This is a genomic window from Porticoccaceae bacterium LTM1 (assembly GCA_030252795.1).
Classification (GTDB): Bacteria; Pseudomonadota; Gammaproteobacteria; order Pseudomonadales; family Porticoccaceae; genus SCSIO-12696.
In genome coordinates this window covers 1,258,382-1,277,773 of sequence record CP127080.1, presented here as the reverse complement: position 1 = coordinate 1,277,773, position 19,392 = coordinate 1,258,382, and the positions used below count along the sequence as shown (strand labels likewise).

Here is a 19,392-nt window from a genome sequence, read left to right as displayed (position 1 = left end):
TTTGCGGCTCGCAAAGACGGTATGTAACTTTGTAGCCTGCATGGAGCGAAGCGTAATGCAGGGGTACTGATGGGCCTACATATTCCCGCATTTCGCTTCGCTGCATACGAGCTACCGTTTGGGGCGGTCCTGAGATACTATGTACGTAATTTTGTACATGTACAGGTTTTTGATTATGGAAAGCATTAGTTATTCCGCTGCCCGAGGCAATCTTGCCAAGACTATGGCCAAGGTTTGCGAGGACCACGCCCCTATTGCGATTACTCGTAAAGGTGAAGGCGCTGTAGTGATGATCTCTATGGAGGATTATCAAGCACTGGAAGAGACCGCTTATTTATTGCGGAGCCCAAAGAACGCGCAACTTTTGGTACAGGCAATTGCAGAGCTGGAATCAGGTGCTGGCGAAGAGAGGGAGTTGCTTGAATGAAAATAGTTTTTGCAGGGAATGCATGGGACGACTATTTGCATTGGCAAAAAACGGACAAGAAGGTTTTGCAGCGTATCAATTTGCTGATTAAGGCCATTCAACGAGATCCTTTTGATGGTATTGGCAAGCCCGAGTCTTTAAAGCATGCGCTTTCGGGGTACTGGTCGAGGCGGGTCAATGATGAGCATCGCATTGTTTATAAAGCTCAGGGGGAGTCGATTTTGATTGCTCAGGTTAGGTATCACTATTGAGCTTTTTTCTTTTGGTGCTCATGGCGCACCCTACGGTTGGATAGGTTCAGGCGTGGAAGACGCTGGTTTGCTTCGCCGCTTTGCGGCTCGCAATGACGGGTTTTGGTTTGCTTTCTAACTATGAGATTCTTCGTCGCCTTGCTCCTCAGAATGACAAAGAAGCAAAACATCAATCGTGTCATCCTGAGCGCAGCGAAGGATCTCTAGGTTCAATCAACCACGGGATTCTTCACTTCGTTCAGAATGACAGTGAGGCAAAGTTCAGAATGACAGTGAGGCAAAGTTCAGAATGAGAGTGCTTGACTACTCGTCAAACAAACTCAAGTCTCTGACCGCTCCGCGGTCGGCGCTGGTGGCGTGCATGGCGTAGCTTTTTAGGGCTACGGATACGGTGCGTTGGCGGTCGACGGGTTTCCAGGCTTGTTTGCCGCGGGCGTTCATGGCTTCGCGGCGTTTGGCCAGTTCGTCGTCTGACACTTTCAGCTCGATACGACGGGCAGGAATATCGATTTCGATTTTGTCGCCCTCTTCCACCAGACCGATAGTACCGCCGGATGCAGCCTCCGGGGACACGTGCCCGATGGACAGGCCAGAGGTACCGCCTGAAAAACGGCCATCGGTAATCAGTGCGCAACTGGTGCCCAGACCTTTGGATTTAAGATAGGTGGTGGGATACAGCATTTCCTGCATACCAGGTCCGCCTTTGGGGCCTTCGTAGCGAATAACTACTACATCACCAGGTTTGATCTGATCAGCAAGAATTGCCTCAACAGCGCTTTCCTGACTTTCAAAAATACGCGCGTTACCGGTGAACTGGTAACAGGTCTTTTCCACACCAGCGGTTTTTACGATGCAGCCGTCTTCGGCGATATTACCAAACAATACCGCCAAGCCACCTTCCGGGCTGTAGGCGTTGTCGATGGAACGGATGCAACCATTCTCGCGGTCATCATCCAGGGTATCGAAGCGGCAATCCTGACTGAATGCTTTGGTAGTGCGAATCCCTGCCGGACCGGCGCGGAAGAACTCTTTGATATGTTCAGGGCAATTGGGGCTTTTGATATCCCAGTGGTCGATGACATGCGCCAGGCTTGAACCGGCAATATGGCCAACTGAGGTATCGATCAGGCCAGCGCGATCCAGCTCACCCATCAACGCCATAATGCCACCAGCACGATGGACGTCCTCCATATGGTAGAGCGGCGTTGCCGGGGACACTTTACTCAGGTGCGGCACTTTGCGAGACAAGGCATCGATATCCGCCATGGTGAAATCCACCCCGGCCTCCTGGGCTGCGGCCAACAGGTGCAATACGGTATTCGACGAGCCACCCATGGCGATATCCAACACCATCGCGTTCTCGAAAGCAGTTTTATTGGCAATATTACGCGGCAATACACTCTCGTCATCATCGCGATAGTAACGTTCACAGAGTTCGACGATTCGACGACCGGCACTGCGGAACAGTTCGGCGCGATCGGCGTGGGTAGCCAACATGCTGCCATTGCCGGGCTGTGACAGCCCGAGCGCTTCGGTCAGGCAGTTCATGGAGTTGGCGGTAAACATTCCGGAGCAGGAACCACAGGTCGGGCAGGCGCTGCGCTCGATAGCTTCGCTCTCTTCGTCGCTGACATCATCTTTAACAGCAGCCACCATGGCATCCACCAGGTCAATCTTGGCTTCGGCCAATCTGGTTTTACCGGCTTCCATCGGGCCACCGGACACGAACACTACCGGGATATTGAGGCGCATGGCGGCCATCAGCATTCCCGGGGTGATTTTGTCGCAGTTGGAGATACACACCATGGCATCGGCACAGTGGGCATTGACCATGTATTCGGCGGAATCGGCAATCAGGTCGCGGGATGGCAGGCTGTAAAGCATTCCGCCATGCCCCATGGCAATGCCGTCATCCACGGCAATGGTATTGAACTCTTTGGCAACACCACCGGCGGCTTCGATCTGTTCAGCCACCAGGTCGCCCAGGTCCTTGAGGTGAACATGGCCCGGCACAAACTGGGTGTAGGAGTTACAGATGGCGATAATCGGTTTGCCAAAGTCGCCGTCTTTCATACCGGTTGCGCGCCACAGTGCTCGGGCACCGGCCATATTGCGGCCTTCGGTGGTGGTGGCGGATCTTAGTTTGGGCATGGGGTACTCCGAATGGGTTTGGTGCCAGTGTAGGGCTTCAGTTTTGATTATAGGGTCGCACGTCTGACGTCGCACGTCGCACGCTAAAGGCGGCTGCCTCTGATGTTAATTCGTCATCCCCGCGCAAGCGGGGATCCATGTGAATTTAACAAGATGGATCCCCGCCTGCGCGGGGATGACAGCTTGGCTGCGACGTGCGACGTGCGACGTGCGACGTGCGACGTGCGACGTGCGACGTGCGACCAATAGTTTCTTAGTTCTTGCTCTTATCAACAATCTTGTTGTCAGTAATCCAAGGCATCATCGCGCGCAGCTTCTCACCCACCTGCTCGATCGGGTGTGCAGCGTTGTTGCGGCGGTACGCGGTCATGGACGGATAGTTGGAGGCACCTTCCAGGATAAACTTCTTGGCGTATTCGCCGTTCTGAATATCTTTCAGTGCTTCGCGCATGGCTTTGCGAGACTCTTCGTTGATCACGCGTGGACCAGTCACGTACTCACCATACTCGGCGTTGTTGGAGATGGAGTAGTTCATGTTGGCAATGCCGCCCTCGTACATCAGGTCTACGATCAGTTTCAGTTCGTGCAGACACTCAAAGTAAGCCATTTCCGGCGCATAACCCGCTTCGGTCAGTGTTTCGAAGCCCATTTTCACCAGTTCAACAGCGCCGCCACACAGTACAGCCTGCTCACCGAACAGGTCGGTTTCGGTCTCGTCCTTGAAGGTGGTTTCGATAATACCGGTGCGGCCACCGCCAACACCCATGGCGTAAGACAGGGCTACTTGCTTGGCGTTGCCGGAAGCATCCTGGAATACGGCAACCAGGTCAGGAATACCACCGCCTTTCACAAACTCGGAACGTACAGTGTGACCCGGTGCTTTCGGGGCGATCATGATCACGTCCAAATCCTTGCGCGGCTCAATCTGGTTGTAGTGGATAGCAAAACCGTGAGCAAACGCCAGAGTAGCGCCCTGCTTCAGGTTTGGTTCGATTTCGTTTTTGTACAGCTGGCCCTGGAACTCGTCCGGGGTCAGAATCATTACCAGATCCGCGGCAGCTACCGCATCGGCAACGTCAGCAACTTTGAGGCCGTGGGCTTCTGCTTTTTGACGGGTAGAGGAGCCAGCGCGCAGGCCAACTGTAACGTCAACGCCGGAGTCTTTCAGGTTGCAGGCATGGGCGTGGCCTTGTGAGCCGTAGCCAATGATGGATACTTTTTTGCCCTGGATGATGGAGAGGTCGCAGTCTTTGTCGTAGTACAGTTGCATGGTCTTTTACCTGGTTAAAGGGTTGTCTGATTTGGGCGGTAACGCCGGATGGCAGTAACCATAGTCGAAGTCTGGCGTTGCGTAAAATGATATAAATGCAATGTTATGTGCCATTTTCCACAACATAAGCTATAGTTGCCTCAATTCCTCATTCCGTCATTCCCGCGAAAGCGGGAATCCATATTTTTGAAGAAGCAAACCACTGGATTCCCGCTTTCACGGGAATGACGAAACTACCTGAGTTACGGTGCAATCACATGGATACACGTACACTAAAACACTTTCTCACTCTGGCTGATTGCCTGCACTTTGGTCGCGCCAGTGAAAGTTGTCATATCAGCCCTTCTGCCCTGTCCCGTAGCATTAAGCAGCTGGAAGAAGAGCTGAACGTGGAGTTGTTTACCCGCGACAATCGTACGGTTGAGCTCACCCAGGAAGGGGAAAAGTTTCAGCAATACGCACGCGATGCCATTGAGCAGTGGGATCTGATCAAAACAGATTTGATTGAGAACAGCGACAACCTCAGCGGTGAGATCAGCATGTACTGCTCGGTAACGGCCAGTTACAGCATTCTCTACAACCTGTTGGCGGATTTTCGAAAGGCGTACCCGGGCATTGATCTGAAGTTGCATACCGGTGACCCTGAGAACGCCATTTCCAGAATTACCGCCGGGGAAGAAGATATAACCATCGCCGCCCGCCCGGATCGGCTGCCGCGCGGCCTGGCCTTTAAACCCATCGTGAACACCCCTTTACTGTTTATTGCTCCTGCCGAAAATTGTGACTTCAGTGATCAGATCACCGACAAATTTATTAATTGGCAAAAGATTCCGGTCATTTTTCCCGAAGGTGGTGTATCGAGAAAACATATCGACAGCTGGTTTCATGATCAGGAAATCAAGCCAAAAATTTATGCTCAGGTCAGTGGCAACGAGGCGATTGTTAGCATGGTGAGTTTGGGCTTTGGCGTGGGTGTGGTGCCGAAGATTGTGTTGGATCATAGCCCGATTGCAGATCGGGTTCGGGTGCTGGATATTGAGCCGGGGCTTGAGCCTTATGATGTTGGGCTGTGTGTGTTGGAAAAGAAATTAAAGAATCCGCTGGTTGCGGCGTTTTGGTCGCTGCTGGTGGAAAAATAGTTATCCCAATTTCTGTCATCCTGAATCTGCGAAGCAGGTGAAGGATCTCGTTGTTGATTGAGGCCGAGATTGTCGCCTTCGGCCCGCTATGCACCAAAAGCGACAAGTTGAAGCTACAAACGAGATCCTTCGCTACGCTCAGGATGACAGCTGGCGAGCCCTGCCATCCCGACACTGTCATCCTGAGTCCGCGAAGCGGGTGAAGGATCTCAAAACAAAAACCGAGATCCTTCGCTACGCTCAGGATGACAACTTGCGAGGTAAAGCAATTCTACTACTTGGGAACAACAACAAATTTGTATCCATCCCCTTCTGAAAAGTAGAGCTGATCGCGATTGGCCTTCAACCAATTCTCCCACTCTTTTGCGGTCTTGAAGGATTCGTTGGTGTATCGAGTCAGTATGCCCATGGCCATATCTTTGCGATTACCTTCAGCTACCATTGCAACTGCAGTGTCCAGCAACTTGATATCGTTGTTAGGAATTTCCAAAGACTTGGCATCTTCATCTACCGCCACTTTGTACCATTCACCGGCTACTGGATAAAAATAATCGAGGTTTTCTGCGTAATAACGCTCATACGCGGACCAGTCCTCTCCAAACTTTTCTTTTAGGGTCTCCGGTTCATGGCGAATTGTCCAGGCGCGTGTCTCTTGCTTTTGCTCCGGGAAGCCCAGCTTCATTTTTTCAAGTTCGGTTAGCGCTTCGCCAGCATCTTTTTTCGCCTGCATCTCTTTGCGCTCTTTCAGGGATTTTTGACGCCCCTTCTCAAGGTAAGCAAGCCACTGGGCTGAACCCCGGTCAGAAACAGTCCACTCTTGCTCCCTCAAGTAAGGTTTCAACTGGACACCCTTAATCTTGCGCGTTACCTGTCTGGCACCTTTATAAGGCGCGATATAGTGAATGGCGTTGATAAATGCCAGCTTGGCGCTCTCGGTCATATACTCCGGTGCTGCCACAAAGCCCCAGTGAAAAAAGTTGGCATGTCGACCAATGGCGGTTGCCTCAACACCCTTCTGGCAAGCTCCGCTGGAGATCCATTCAGAATCGATGCCGTTACCAAAGCCATAACCTGTGGACACAAGCCCGATAGGAAAGCCCTTGCCGTCATCAAACCCTTCCGTCTGCATACGCCACATTGGCATAGTTTCACCCAGGTCTCGCCCACCATAACGAGCAACATAATTGCCGGGGGTTTTTCGCTCTTCGTAGGTGATATCAACTTTATAGGGTGTATGGAAAATCGGATGATTCAGCTTCATGCCATGCGCATGGGCATCCAGGCAAAGACACAAATGATCAATCTTTAATTGTCGACCCTCACCGATAAATGCCGATGGTTCGGCAATCATAACAGTGGCGTGGTTGTACTCTTCTGATAAATACTGACGCCGTTCGTAGGTTTCCTCGCCTGTTTCAGGGTCAACAACCCTGCCACCGGATAACTTTGGTGGAAGCGCATCAAAAATGGTCACATCGTATTTAGCAGACATGTTCTCTTTGTAGTTGTCACTATAAACAACCTCAACATTCGAGAAGTATTGACTCAGCAAACTTTTGAAATCGGCCGCTCGTTTCTGCTGCAGTTTTTCGGAGCGATCCGGGTCTACCGAGAATTGCCTGTCTCGATCAGATAGTGGCTTGGATGGATCCGGTCCAACGTACAAAATACTTAAATCAGACTTCTCAATTGACTGTGCTTCCACTTGCTTACCACAAGCCATTAACAATGTGGCTGCGACCAGAACCAACAGCCCCTTTACTATTCGCACTAATTTACTATTCATTGTTTTCATACCGATCATTTCCCTCACTAAACATCAGTTGTTAACTACCGCTGATAACGACTTTCATCGTTTTACTTTTTTCCTGTGGCCTCAAGCAAATATCCCGGTTGCATGTCTGATAGCTGATAGTCGCTTTAACGGTTTGATCACCACTGCCTGCTTTTAGCACTTTTATCTTGTGCGTAAAGACTTGTTCACCCTGGTAAATATAAATTTCGGGGTTTTCCGGGTAGGCTTCTGGCGCCGGCTTTTCCCACTCCCCCAGCTTTTCAAGATTGTCACTCAACTCCAACTTCCAATTGGCGGTTATGTACGGCTCTGATGCAGGAACATATCGATAAATTCGCCAACCGGGTTTAATACGAACCTTGAGCGCAACCGTGATTTCATCACCAGGACTGGCCTCTTTTGGCCATACCATAGCTGCCACAGTTACAGGATCCCTCTCTGTGGGTCCAGCAACAGACAGATTTTTCAGATGGTCAGGCAAGTCACTCGCTGACAGCCCAGGGCCATATAAAAAGCACAAACCAACCAGGAGACTCATCAACTGCTTCAAGATAATTACCTCGCGAAACTCACTTACAACTCACTTTCAACTCAACTTTACAACCGAGGACAGGAAATCCCCGCCCTCGGCTGGTTTAGCACAGGTTTGACAACATCATCAGAAATCAAATGATTTTCTGACATCCATGTAAATGATACGTCCACGAGTATCTACCCGCTGGGGGTCATAAGGTGATCGAAAGCTATTTACGAAAGGATACTGATTGTTAAACAGGTTTCGAACACCTGCTTTTATTTGCCAATTATTATCCGCATTGTAGAAACCTGTCAGATCAATGGTTGAATAGTGTTCTACAGGATCAAAAGGTTGACCTGTCAGCTCTCTACGACCAAAGTCTGTATAGTCATAACTGCTGGAATAACTGGCCAGCAGATTGAGACCGAAGCCCCCTGCGTTCCAACCCATCTCGGCACGCAATACCAGTTCATCAGGGCCAAAATCTGTTGCTACCAATTCAGTTGGGGCTTCTCCTTCCAAAATAGTATTGCTGGCATCCAGCGTATAAACCGCTGCCAAACCAACATAGAACGCACCAAGGTTGGTATCGAAATCGTACCGCGTATTGAGATCGACCACTTCGGTTGTACTTTGCGAGAGATTGACTGCGCGCTGATACAGTTCCACGAGGTAACCGTCTTCGCCCCTAATATAAATATCGGGATAAAGCTCAGTATTGGATGCAAGGCGAACATCGCTGTAGCGAAGGGTTTCGATCTTGTCTTCCCAGTCAATTTCGGTATAGGTAGCCGAAATCGTCAAACCCTCAAGAAACGTCGGCATCCACTCAACGCCCGCAGATATTGTGGTTGCGGTCTCAGGCAAAAGATTGGGGTTACCGGCACGATATTGATCCACATTGTAAGTAACTGTTTCCCCGGGAAAGTCCGGGTGATCAATATCTTCGTATTCGAAATTTCCCCAAAATGTGGGCGGCTCCGCCAAAGCAAGTAGCGAAGGTGCCCGGAACGATTCGGCCCAGCTGGCTCGGACACGCACTTCATCTATGGGTTGCCACATAAAGCCGATTTTAGGACTGAATTCGTTAAATACCTTTTCTTCTTTGGGTGAGTCCGGTCCATTGAACTGGTGTTCCATGGTGTACTCTTCCCAGCGCCCTGCCACAGTAAAGACCAGTGCCTGGATACCCGGTAAAGAATTTTGCTCACTGATGGCAGGGATACTGGCTTCAAAAAATGCTGCCTGTACATCACGCTCCAAAAGTGGATCTACACCATCAAGGTTGTTCACTAATTTGGCAAATCCGTTATCACTCAAGTCGTAAGACTCGGTACGCAGTTGCCCACCTACTGCTAGTTTTACTTCGCCCCCGGCGATAGAGAACAAATCACCATCGGCACTGAATTCAAGAGACTCATTCTTACTGGTAGTTTCGCCATTTGAAAATCTCGGAACTACAAAACTGCTCCAATCCAACCCTTCATCATGTTCACCAGTAAAATAGTTAATTGCTGGTACAGGTATTGGGTCTCCACTGCCATCCAATATCAGCTCACCTTCTTCATCCACCTGAAATCCAGCCAGTGCAGACAGGTATGCTGCGCCACCCAGCTCGGTCGAGTAGGAACGATTCCGCTCGGTACCATAGGATGCAACCACTGACATTCGCCAACTATCAGACAGGTCAAATCTCACACCCAAATTGGCGTTAAAACGATCTAGATCTACATGGTTATCCATGGCCGGCAGAGGTTCATCGCCAAACAGATAGTCTACCGTGACAGGGATTCCGAGATTATTGTGCGGATTATCTGCGCCCATTTCTGGACCAAAAAAAGGTGTTGCCTTGATATTACTAGTGGTTTTATTTGTTTTATCGCTGTATAGAAAGTCACCAAAAGCAACAAAAGTACCTGCCAATTCTTGCTCGAAGTTTAGCGTTACCGTTTTGTCTTTACTGATTGAGGTGCCATTGACACCCCTAACGGCAACGCTGTCGTAGACATCGAGATTATCAAAACTCAAATCATCTATCGTCCAATCGGAACCAGTATAACCTTGAGGCAGCGCACCTAAAAAAACAGCATATCCGTTTCGGGAAGGCAAATAATAGGCGGGACGACCAGAGGTTGGACTAATAGGATAGGTTCTAAAATCACTACCACCTTTCGATGAGTAGTCAGAAGAGTTGTAACCCGCTTTGTGGCCATTTACCGAATCACTCTCTTTATAACCAAGAGTCAGTGTCGCATTACCAGTCTCCCAGGTTGTACCCAACACCTGATTAATCGAGCGGATATCACCATCGTGAGCACTGTTTTCATAGCGAACTGTGGTTTCTGAACCCGTCCAGTTCTTGCGCAGGATAAAGTTGATTACACCACCCAGCGCGTCAGAACCGTATATAGCAGATGCACCCTCCAGAAGGATTTCAACACGTTCAATGGCCGCAGAGGGAATCGTTGAAAGGTTGATTGTGCCGTCGCCCTCATAGTTAGGAGAACCGGCAATACGGCGACCATTCACCAGCACCAATGTTGCACTGCTTCCCAACCCACGAAGGTTGGCCGCAGATTGTCCGAGAGTTCCAATAGGAGTCGTATTGTTTCCCTGACCAGTACTTGTAGTGCCAGAGTTTACGGCGGAAAAGTTCTGGGGCAAGTAGCGTACGATATCCTCCGCACTCGCCAAGCCCAGCTTTTCAAAATCTTCCCGGTGAACCACTTTCAGGTAAGAAGTGGGTTGAGCATTGCTGCGAATTCTTGATCCGGTAACTACAACCTCTTCTACTACTTTTGGTTGCCTTTCCCCTTCGTCATTTTCATCAGGATTTACAACTGTTTTCAGGATTACAGTTGCATCATTTATAAACTCATAAGTAAGGCCGGTTCCTTTAAGGAGGCTCTCAAGCCCTTTTTCTATACTGATGGAATCATTAACACCGAGAGAACTCAACCCAACTGACAGATCGGAATCATACCCAATCTGGATACCGGACTGCTTGGAAAATTCTTTTATTGCTGAAACCAAAGGTTGAGCTTTAACACTGAAATTAACTTGCCTGTCATCATCAGCCATGGCTGCCAAATTGGCACTTGACGCCAGAATCGCCAACGTTAAAGCAGATCTTTTGTAAAACAATTTCATATACCTGACCCCTCATATTTATCGATTATCAATTGAGATCATTAATCTCAATAAACAAGAGTGGGTTTTCAAAATTTTTGCCACCTATTTCAGAAAATAATTTCACTATTTCTTAACTGACGTAAGAACAATACCAGACGCGCTTACATTGACTCTTGCAATACCAGCCGCCTCTAAAAACAAAGTAAAAGACTCAGGGTCATCCGCATTAAACACACCACTGACTTTTTTGGAGGCCAATACTGCATCCAGAATAGTTACCTTCCTTTTGTTATAGCGATTGAACTCACTGATGGCATCACTCAGTAACTCGCCATCAAAAATCAGCTTTCTGTTCTGCCAGGCAAGAATGGCATCTGGAGACACCAATGAAACATCGACAGATCCCGTCTCATGATTTATCCGGACTCGTTCTGAAATGCCAACTATGATCGGCTCAACTCCAGGCTTGGCACTTACCGAGATAGCACCTTCGAGCAAGGTTGCCTCGGTATAGTTTGAAAAATGCCTGACATTGAAGGATGTTCCAAGCGCTTCAATAACAGCCCCGTCGACTATCACGCGAAATGCCCGGGTCGGGTCTTTAGCCACATCGAAAAATGCCTCTCCCGAGTTCAGGTAAAGATTACGATGTTCTTGATCCATATCCACCTGAATTTCGGTCTGGGTATTCATTACCAGCAGTGATCCATCATCAAGGGCCATTGACGACTGTTCACCTAAAGCTGTCTGGTAAATTATCACCGGATCAGCTGCCGGCCAAAACAGTCCAACCCCTACAGCCATCACCATTGCTGCAGCAGCCGCAAACAACTTATAACCTGACGACCATGCTTTTTGCTTTTTGGAATTTACTTTGCCATTTTGACTGGTCGCTGGTATTGATGCTGGTCTATCAAACAATTTAACAATGTCGGCCACTTCAGCTTTCTCAGCCAATACCGCTTTAAGCTCTTCTGCTGACAGAATGGAGGCATCCAAAGAGGCGATATCTTCACTCAGCATGGCGAGTTTCAAATAATCCCGGACATGATTCCGGGAGCTTAGCAGCCACTCGGCAAATGCTTCTTTGGTTTCAGTGCAAACATCATCATCCTGCAGCAGAACCAACCATTCTGCTGCCTCATCTATGGAACGATGTTGCTTACGCTTTTCTGTGCTTGTATTCATCTCTGAACTCCTGCACCTAGAAATCCTGTTCTATTGTCAATCATTGATGTCATCCAACTGCTTCTGGCAATAAGCCAGTCCTTGCGCCATATACTTTTGTGCCATGGACCGGGAAATTCCCAGCTCTTCAGCAATTTCCTGTTGGGTTAACCCGTCACGCCAGTACAGAATCAACACTGCCCGGCATTTGGGCTTGAGATCACCCAGCAGCTTTTCTATACGTTCCAGACGGCGTACTTTATCGGTTTGCTCTTCGGGGGATGGCACCTGGAGTACAGACTCTTCCTCTTCTGCAAATTCGTCGAAGGCTTTTCCGTCAATTCTCGGTGGGCCGCTATAGAGCTCATGGACCAGATTTCGAGCAATTCGATAAAGATAGGCCTCAGGATGCCGGATCAAATCCACCTTTTTTACTCTCAATAGGCGCAAGTAGGCCTCCTGTGCCAGCTCCTGGGCATCAGCATCGTTAGACAACCGTCTACGCAAATACTGCTGCAAACGGCCGCGATGTTCGGCGAAAAGCCTACCAATTAGCGACTTTGGAGAAGGTTTCACAATCAACCAGTACCACCCGGAATAATACGTATCACTAGTATAGAGTGGCATTTGGCGATTCTTGCCACCTTTTGAGAGTAAAAAAGTGGGAGATGGGAGATGGGAGATGGGAGATGGCGAATTGAAGTGCAAAAATCAGGTCTGTCATCCTGAACTCGCGAAGCGGGTGAAGGATCTCTGGTTTGATGTTATTACGAGATCCTTCGCTACGCTCAGGATGACAACTTAGCCCCTCTGAATTCCCACAACTCCCGAACGAGACATATCAATAATTCCCAGCTCACTCATTGCGGCAATAAAGGCTTCCACTTTTGCGGTATCGCCGCTGATCTGCACGGTGTAACTGGTGGGTGACACATCCACAATCTGGCCACGGAAGATTTCGACACAGCGCGCAACTTCATCACGTCTGGAGCCTACGGCGTTCACTTTTATGAGCATCAACTCCCGCTCAATGTGTTTGCTCTCAGTGAGATCCACCACCTTTAAAACATCTACCAGTTTGTTCAGCTGCTTGGTGATCTGCTCAATCACTTTATCGTCACCGTGTGTGGTGATGGTCAGCTTGGACAGGGTCGGGTCATCGGTTGCCGCTACCGTCATACTGTCGATGTTATACCAGCGCTGGGAAAACAGCCCCACAATGCGAGACAGTGCGCCAGGCTCATTTTCCATAGTCAATGAAAGGATTCGGCGCATCAGATTCTCTCCGTTTTACTGATTTTCATATCGCACATGGCACCGCCAGCGATCTGCATGGGGTAAACGTGTTCGTTGCGGTCCACCTGAATATCGACAAATACCAGGCGATCTTTCATGGCAAAGGCTTCTCGCAGCCCTGCTTCCAGATCTTCAAATCGGGTGATTCGAATTCCCACATGACCGTATGCTTCGGCCAGTTTGCAAAAGTCTGGCAGTGAGTTTTCGTAAGTACTGCTGGAATGGCGACCGGCGTATTGCATGTCTTGCCACTGCTTCACCATTCCCAATGCCTGGTTGTTGAGGTTGATAATTTTTACCGGCAGATTGTATTGGGTACAGGTGGACAGCTCCTGGATACACATCTGGATACTGCCCTCGCCTGTTACCACGGCCACATCCTGATCGGGATACGCCATTTTCACCCCCATGGACGACGGCAAACCAAAGCCCATGGTGCCGAGCCCACCGGAGTTGATCCAACGGCGCGGCTGATTGAACAGGTAATATTGGGCGGTAAACATCTGGTGCTGGCCAACATCGGAACAGACATAGGCATCACCGCTGGTTACTTTGCTGAGCGCCTTGATTACATCCTGCGGTTTGATGGATTCACTTTCGCTGGGCAGGTAACGGGACTCATGGTAAATACCGTATTTTTCCCGCCACTGATTAATTTGTTGCCACCAGGCATCAATGGCTTTTTGATCCAGCTTGCGACCTTCGGTATTGGATTCATCCAGGTCGATTTTCACACGGTTAACAATTTCTTCCAGAACCAGTTTGCAGTCGCCCACGATGGGAACATCGGCATCAATGGTTTTGGAAATTGACGTCGGATCAATATCGATATGAATAATGCGCGCATTGGGGCAGAACTTGTCACAACCATTGGTTACCCGGTCATCAAAACGGGCGCCAACTGCCAGAATCAGGTCCGCCTCGTGCATGGCCATGTTGGCCTCTACCGTACCGTGCATACCGAGCATCCCCAGGAATTGGGGATCATTACCGGGGAATGCCCCCAACCCCATCAGAGTCAGGGTTACCGGGCACTTCACCAGATGCGCCAGTTCAGTCAGCTCTTTATGGGCCTCTGAAAGAACCACACCACCACCTGCGTAAATAATGGGCTTTTTCGCTGAAGCGATCAGCGCCATTGCCTTTTTGATCTGGCGAGGGTGGCCTTTATCGCGAGGCTGATAGGAACGAATATTCACCTCGTTGGGGTATTCGTAGCTGATTTTATAATCCGGGCGGGTTACGTCTTTGGGCACGTCCACAACAACCGGTCCGGGCCTGCCACTTTTGGCAATGTGGTAAGCCTTGGCAATAGTTGCCGCCAGATCCTCTGGACGCTTTACCAGAAAGCTGTGTTTTACCACCGGTCGGGAGACACCGATCATATCGGTTTCCTGAAACGCGTCTTCGCCAATCTTTTCCTGCACTACTTGCGCAGAAATAATCACCAGGGGAATTGAATCCATATAGGCAGTAGCAATACCAGTAATGGTATTGGTTGCCCCCGGGCCTGAGGTCACCAGAACGGTACCCACTTCACCCGTTGCCCTGGCAAAACCATCTGCGGCGTGAACAGCTGCCTGCTCATGACGTACCAGAATATGTTCTATATCCTGCTGCTGAAAGAGGGCATCGTAAATATGAAGGGCTGCCCCACCGGGATACCCCCATACCTGTTTTACACCTGAGTCTCTCAGAGCCCGGGTAATAATCTCACCGCCAGATAAGCGTTCCACTTTGTCACCCTCTTTTGTTTTTTGTGCCTTCTGATTTACTTTCAGTAAAGCACTCTTGCTAGAAGCTGTTTCATAACTACTGCTTTCGTTGCGTTATGAAACAGCTTCTAACACCCATAAAAAAACCCCGATCCTGTTGGGAGCGGGGTTTTTGAAATCTCTATTTAGCCTAAGCTCAGATAACAGAAGTCCCCCGCGGACACTTTAGAAGCACCACGACAAGAAGGACAACGACGTTAAGAGCGTTTTGGAACATAAAAATATTGCTTGCTATTGGCTATTAGTCAGGACAATTTACGGATTGAATGAAAAAGGGTCAACCCGTATTGTCCGGCGATATTCGCAACACAGTGTGCCACCTGACGCATCACCAGCAAAATCAACGCTTTTCGCCTCTTACCCTTCCTGTCAATCTGCTAAAACAGAAAATATGTTAGGTGAACTGGCAATAAATGTAACGTCTATTTTGGACTTATTTATGCTCATTTTAGCCATGCCACCCTGAGTGTAACGAAGGACGACAGGAAAGAAAGATGGTTGGCCGAACCCAAGTAGCTCCATGCGCAGCCTGACAGGTTGCGACGATTTGTGGGTATTATGAGGAGCGGCCTGTCAGGCTGCGAATGGAGCGGGCCCAACGGTTACATATCACCAAGAAACACCGGGATCCTTCAATACGTTCAGGATGACAGCCCCTTGCCCCAGTGTGCGTTGCGCACCCTGTGTCACTGGATTGCTTCTCCGCTTCACGGCTCGCAATGACGGTACGCCAACCTATGGGGTGGAAGACGTATATCAGGTAGAATGGCGAATTAACTATCAAGAAATTCCGGAAAAACTAAGGACACCGCTTTATGAGTCAACAGTCACACCCTGCTTTCGAATTTATCCGCAGTGAGCCCGTTGAATCACTAAACCTGACTGTTGAAGAGTATCGCCATATAAAAACCGGCGCCCAACACATTCACCTTTCCAGCGACAAGAAAGAGAATGTTTTTCTGGTAGCCCTGCGCACAGTGCCCAAAGATTCTACCGGCGTCGCCCATATTCTTGAGCACACCGCTCTATGCGGTAGTGAAAAATACCCGGTGCGCGATCCGTTCTTTATGATGATTCGCCGCTCCCTGAATACCTTTATGAACGCCTTCACCAGTTCCGACTGGACCGCTTACCCGTTCGCCAGCCAGAACAAGAAAGACTTCAACAACCTGCTGGATGTATATCTGGATGCGGTATTTTTCTCCCGCCTGGACGAACTGGATTTTGCCCAGGAAGGCCACCGCGTGGAGTTTGAAGAGCCGACCAACCCTGAGTCACCGCTGGTGTACAAAGGTGTGGTATTTAACGAAATGAAAGGTGCAATGAGTTCGGTGCCTTCTACTCTCTGGCAGGCCATGTGCAAGTACCTCTACCCCACCACCACCTACCACTACAACAGTGGCGGTGAGCCGGAGTGTATTCCCGACCTGACGTACCAACAGCTGCGGGACTTTTACAAAACCCACTACCACCCGTCCAACGCCATCTTTATGACCTTTGGTGATATTCCGGCGGTAGAGCATCAGCAGAAGTTTGAAGATCAGGCACTGAACCGTTTTGAAAAGCTGGACGAGTATATTTCCGTACCGGATGAAAAACGCTACCTGTCACCGGTTCGCGTTGAAGAAGCCTACGCCCTGACCGAAGAAGGCAGCACCGACAACAAAACCCATATCGTGATGGGCTGGCTGCTGGGCAAGGCAACCGACCTTGAAGCGAGTATGAAAGCACACCTGCTGTGCAGCGTGCTGCTGGACAACAGTGCGTCACCACTGCAAAAAGCCCTGGAAACCAGCGAGCTTGGCACTGCGCCATCACCGCTGTGCGGGCTGGATGATTCCCAATACGAGCTCTGTTTTGTCTGCGGCCTGGAAGGCAGCGAAGTCGAAAACGCCGACGCCGTCGAGCAAATGATTCTCGATGTAATGAAAGACGTCAGCGAAAACGGCGTGCCCTACGATCAAGTCTCCGCCTCCCTGCACCAGCTGGAATTACAGCAGCGCGAAATTGGCGGTGACAGCTACCCTTACGGCCTGCAGTTGATTCTGACTTCGCTGACCAGCGCAACTCACCGCGGCGACCCGATTGCCCTGCTCAATCTGGACCCGGTTTTGAACAAATTGCGTGACAACATCAAGGATCCGGAATTTATCAAAGGCCTGGCGCGCGATCTGCTGCTTGAAAACCGCCACCGCGTGCGCCTGACCATGCGCCCTGACCAGCAGCTGGCAGAGCTTAAAGACGCAGCCGAGGCAACACGCCTTGCAGCAATTAAAAATGAGCTGAGCGACGAAGATAAACAGCGTATCGTTGAACGCGCTGCTGCTCTCACCGCTCGCCAACAGCAGAAAGATGACGAATCCATTCTGCCGAAAGTGGGACGTGAAGATATTCCTCACGAAATGGCTTACATTGCCGCCACCGAAAAGAATGACCTGCAAACCAGCTACGCGGCTGGCACCAATGGTTTGGTCTACCAGCAAATTATCATGCCACTGCCGAACCTGAGCGACGACGAGCTGGATCTGTTGCCGGTGTACGCCAACTGCCTGACTGAACTGGGTTGCGGCGAACTGGACTATCTGCAAAACCAGATGCGCCAGTCACAACTGTGCGGAGCCATCAATGCATACGCCACTGCCCGCAGCACCCCGGACAATGTGCAACAACTGAGTGGCTACCTGACCTTGAGCGCCAAAGGCCTTGGTAGCAACCAGCAAGCAATGACCGAACTGATGCACGACACCCTGAACAACGTACGCTTTGATGAGCTGTCGCGTATTCGCGAGCTGGTCTCCCAAAGCCGCGCCCGTCGTGAAATGGGCGTTACCGGTAGCGGCCACCAACTGGCTATGACGGCAGCGGCAAGCGGCGTAGGTCCCGGCGCACTACTTGCTCACCGCTGGGGTGGCTTGAAAGGTATTCAGCTGATCAAACAACTGGATAACGCTATCAAGGATAAAGCCGAACTGGAAAAGCTGTCTGAAAAACTCAAAGGTATTCACCAGAAAGTTCTCGCCGCACCTCGCAAGTTATTGCTGGTCGCAGACGAAGACAAACTGGCCGATTACCAGCAATCCTTCGCTAAAATCGCCGGCAGTAACTCTGCAGACAGTTTCGATAACTTCTCCCGCCTGCCAGTCAACGAGAAGCGCCATCAGTGCTGGACCACCAGTACCCAGGTGAATTTCTGCGCCAAGGCCTATCCGACTGTACCAATGGATCACCCGGATTCTGCCGCACTGACCGTGTTGGGTGGATTCCTGCGCAACGGTTATCTGCACCGTACCATTCGCGAGCAGGGCGGCGCCTATGGCGGCGGTGCCGGCCAGGACAACCACATTGGTGCCTTCCGTTTCTTCTCTTACCGCGACCCGCGCATTGAAGGTACCTTGGCAGATTTCGATGCCGCTCTTGAGTGGCTGCACACTGAAGCGCACGAAGAGAGCCGACTGGAAGAAGCAGTACTGGGCGTTATATCAAGTATCGATAAACCTGGCTCCCCTGCCGGCGAGGCCAAGCAGACTTATCACGCTGAGCTTTATGGTCGCACTCGTGAAAAACGCGAGAAATTCCGCAACAGGGTGCTGGAAGTAACCATCGATGATCTCAAGCGCGTGGCAAAAACGTATCTGACCGAAGATAAAGCCAGCATTGCGATTATCACCAATCCCGATAAAGCGGCGAAGCTGGATGAGTTGAAGCTGGAGCGAATTGCGCTGTAGTTAATTGAGTCATCCCGCATTGCGCTTCGCTTCATACAGGTTACGGAAACTGTCATCCTGAGCGCAGCGAAGGATCTCAAAACCTCTGACTATGAGATCCTTCGCTGCGCTCAGGATGACAGAATCAAGAAGCTTGTTAAGGTCGTCATCCCCGCGCAGGCGGGGATCCATTGTGAATAGATACACCAAATCACATGGATTCCCGCCTGCGCGAGAATGACAAGTTATCTGTTATAAGCAATATAGAGGCATGATGGACACAACCATTATCACACCAAGATTTTCTGAAACAGACATCTTGGGTCATATCAGCAATACCACCCTGCCCGTCTGGTTCGAAACGGGTCGAGATGGCTTTTTTCGCCGCGTACACCCGGCGATGACCACGCATGATTGGCCACTGATTCTGGCGCGCATTGAGCTGGATTTGAAAGCGCAAATTCATCTTGGAAATGATGTCATTATCAGGACCGGACTGGAAAAAATCGGTAACAGCTCCGTGGTTGTATACCAGGAGGCCTGGCAGAACGATATTCTGGCAGCCTGCGCGAAAACCGTAATGGTCTATTTTGATTATCAGGAACAGTGCTCCAAGCCTCTGCCAAGTGAAGTACGCGAGCGTTTGGCCGAGATGCTGATAGAACCAAATTGAATTTACTGTCATCCTGAGCCGTCGGCGAAGAATCTCCGCTTCCTCAACATGAGATCCTTCAATCGCTACACGATTTCAGGATGACAATTAACCAA

At 50.1% G+C, this 19,392-nt stretch carries 14 protein-coding genes; 5 read left to right on the top strand and 9 right to left on the bottom strand.

Going from position 1 to position 19,392, the window contains the following annotated elements; translation table 11 throughout:
- The first annotated feature begins 175 nt into the window (after positions 1 to 175).
- Positions 176 to 427: a type II toxin-antitoxin system prevent-host-death family antitoxin gene (locus QP938_05505; GenBank protein ID WIO75364.1), complete on the top strand. Its 252-nt coding sequence runs from the start codon at positions 176 to 178 to the stop codon at positions 425 to 427.
- A complete protein-coding gene (locus tag QP938_05500; protein ID WIO75363.1) occupies positions 424 to 678 on the top strand; it encodes a Txe/YoeB family addiction module toxin in 255 nt (84 codons plus the stop codon). Before QP938_05505 ends, QP938_05500 begins: the two co-directional genes overlap by 4 nt.
- A 303-nt stretch (positions 679 to 981) precedes the next feature.
- Here the strand turns inward: QP938_05500 and ilvD are convergent, their stop codons facing one another.
- Positions 982 to 2,829 carry a dihydroxy-acid dehydratase gene (ilvD, locus tag QP938_05495; protein WIO75362.1) on the bottom strand — a complete coding sequence of 616 codons (1,848 nt, stop codon included), beginning with the start codon at positions 2,827 to 2,829 and terminating at the stop codon, positions 982 to 984.
- Between the two features lie 253 nt (positions 2,830 to 3,082).
- On the bottom strand, positions 3,083 to 4,099 hold the full coding sequence (gene ilvC / locus QP938_05490) for a ketol-acid reductoisomerase (GenBank protein ID WIO75361.1): 1,017 nt from the start codon (positions 4,097 to 4,099) through the stop codon (positions 3,083 to 3,085).
- A 257-nt stretch (positions 4,100 to 4,356) separates the two neighbouring features.
- Here ilvC and ilvY point away from each other — a divergent pair, with 257 nt between their 5' ends.
- Positions 4,357 to 5,238: an HTH-type transcriptional activator IlvY gene (gene ilvY, locus QP938_05485; protein WIO75360.1), complete on the top strand. Its 882-nt coding sequence runs from the start codon at positions 4,357 to 4,359 to the stop codon at positions 5,236 to 5,238.
- A 274-nt stretch (positions 5,239 to 5,512) separates the two neighbouring features.
- On the opposite strand, the gene QP938_05480 is transcribed toward ilvY, so the two are convergent.
- From QP938_05480 to QP938_05450, 7 genes are all read right to left on the bottom strand, one after another.
- A complete protein-coding gene (locus tag QP938_05480) occupies positions 5,513 to 7,033 on the bottom strand; it encodes a hypothetical protein (protein WIO75359.1) in 1,521 nt (506 codons plus the stop codon).
- A 31-nt stretch (positions 7,034 to 7,064) separates the two neighbouring features.
- Positions 7,065 to 7,445 carry a protein-disulfide reductase DsbD family protein gene (locus QP938_05475; protein WIO75623.1) on the bottom strand — a complete coding sequence of 127 codons (381 nt, stop codon included), beginning with the start codon at positions 7,443 to 7,445 and terminating at the stop codon, positions 7,065 to 7,067.
- A 246-nt stretch (positions 7,446 to 7,691) separates the two neighbouring features.
- Positions 7,692 to 10,700, bottom strand: coding sequence for a TonB-dependent receptor (locus QP938_05470; protein ID WIO75358.1), 3,009 nt, complete (start codon positions 10,698 to 10,700; stop codon positions 7,692 to 7,694).
- A gap of 105 nt (positions 10,701 to 10,805) precedes the next feature.
- Positions 10,806 to 11,870 carry a FecR domain-containing protein gene (locus QP938_05465; GenBank protein WIO75357.1) on the bottom strand — a complete coding sequence of 355 codons (1,065 nt, stop codon included), beginning with the start codon at positions 11,868 to 11,870 and terminating at the stop codon, positions 10,806 to 10,808.
- A 36-nt stretch (positions 11,871 to 11,906) separates the two neighbouring features.
- Entirely contained in the window at positions 11,907 to 12,476 is a 570-nt protein-coding gene (locus QP938_05460) for an RNA polymerase sigma factor (GenBank protein ID WIO75356.1), read from the bottom strand.
- 174 nt (positions 12,477 to 12,650) lie between these two features.
- The gene (gene ilvN, locus QP938_05455; protein WIO75355.1) at positions 12,651 to 13,124 is read right to left on the bottom strand and encodes an acetolactate synthase small subunit; all 474 of its coding nucleotides are present in this window, start codon (positions 13,122 to 13,124) and stop codon (positions 12,651 to 12,653) included.
- Positions 13,124 to 14,881 (bottom strand): acetolactate synthase 3 large subunit, encoded by a 1,758-nt coding sequence (locus tag QP938_05450; GenBank protein ID WIO75354.1) that lies wholly within the window; start codon positions 14,879 to 14,881, stop codon positions 13,124 to 13,126. The genes ilvN and QP938_05450 overlap by 1 nt, the downstream gene beginning before the upstream one ends.
- A gap of 854 nt (positions 14,882 to 15,735) precedes the next feature.
- On the opposite strand from QP938_05450, the gene QP938_05445 reads away from it, so the two are divergent.
- Positions 15,736 to 18,645 (top strand): insulinase family protein, encoded by a 2,910-nt coding sequence (locus QP938_05445; protein ID WIO75353.1) that lies wholly within the window; start codon positions 15,736 to 15,738, stop codon positions 18,643 to 18,645.
- A 253-nt stretch (positions 18,646 to 18,898) separates the two neighbouring features.
- Positions 18,899 to 19,297 carry a thioesterase family protein gene (locus QP938_05440; GenBank protein WIO75352.1) on the top strand — a complete coding sequence of 133 codons (399 nt, stop codon included), beginning with the start codon at positions 18,899 to 18,901 and terminating at the stop codon, positions 19,295 to 19,297.
- The last annotated feature ends 95 nt before the right edge of the window (positions 19,298 to 19,392 follow it).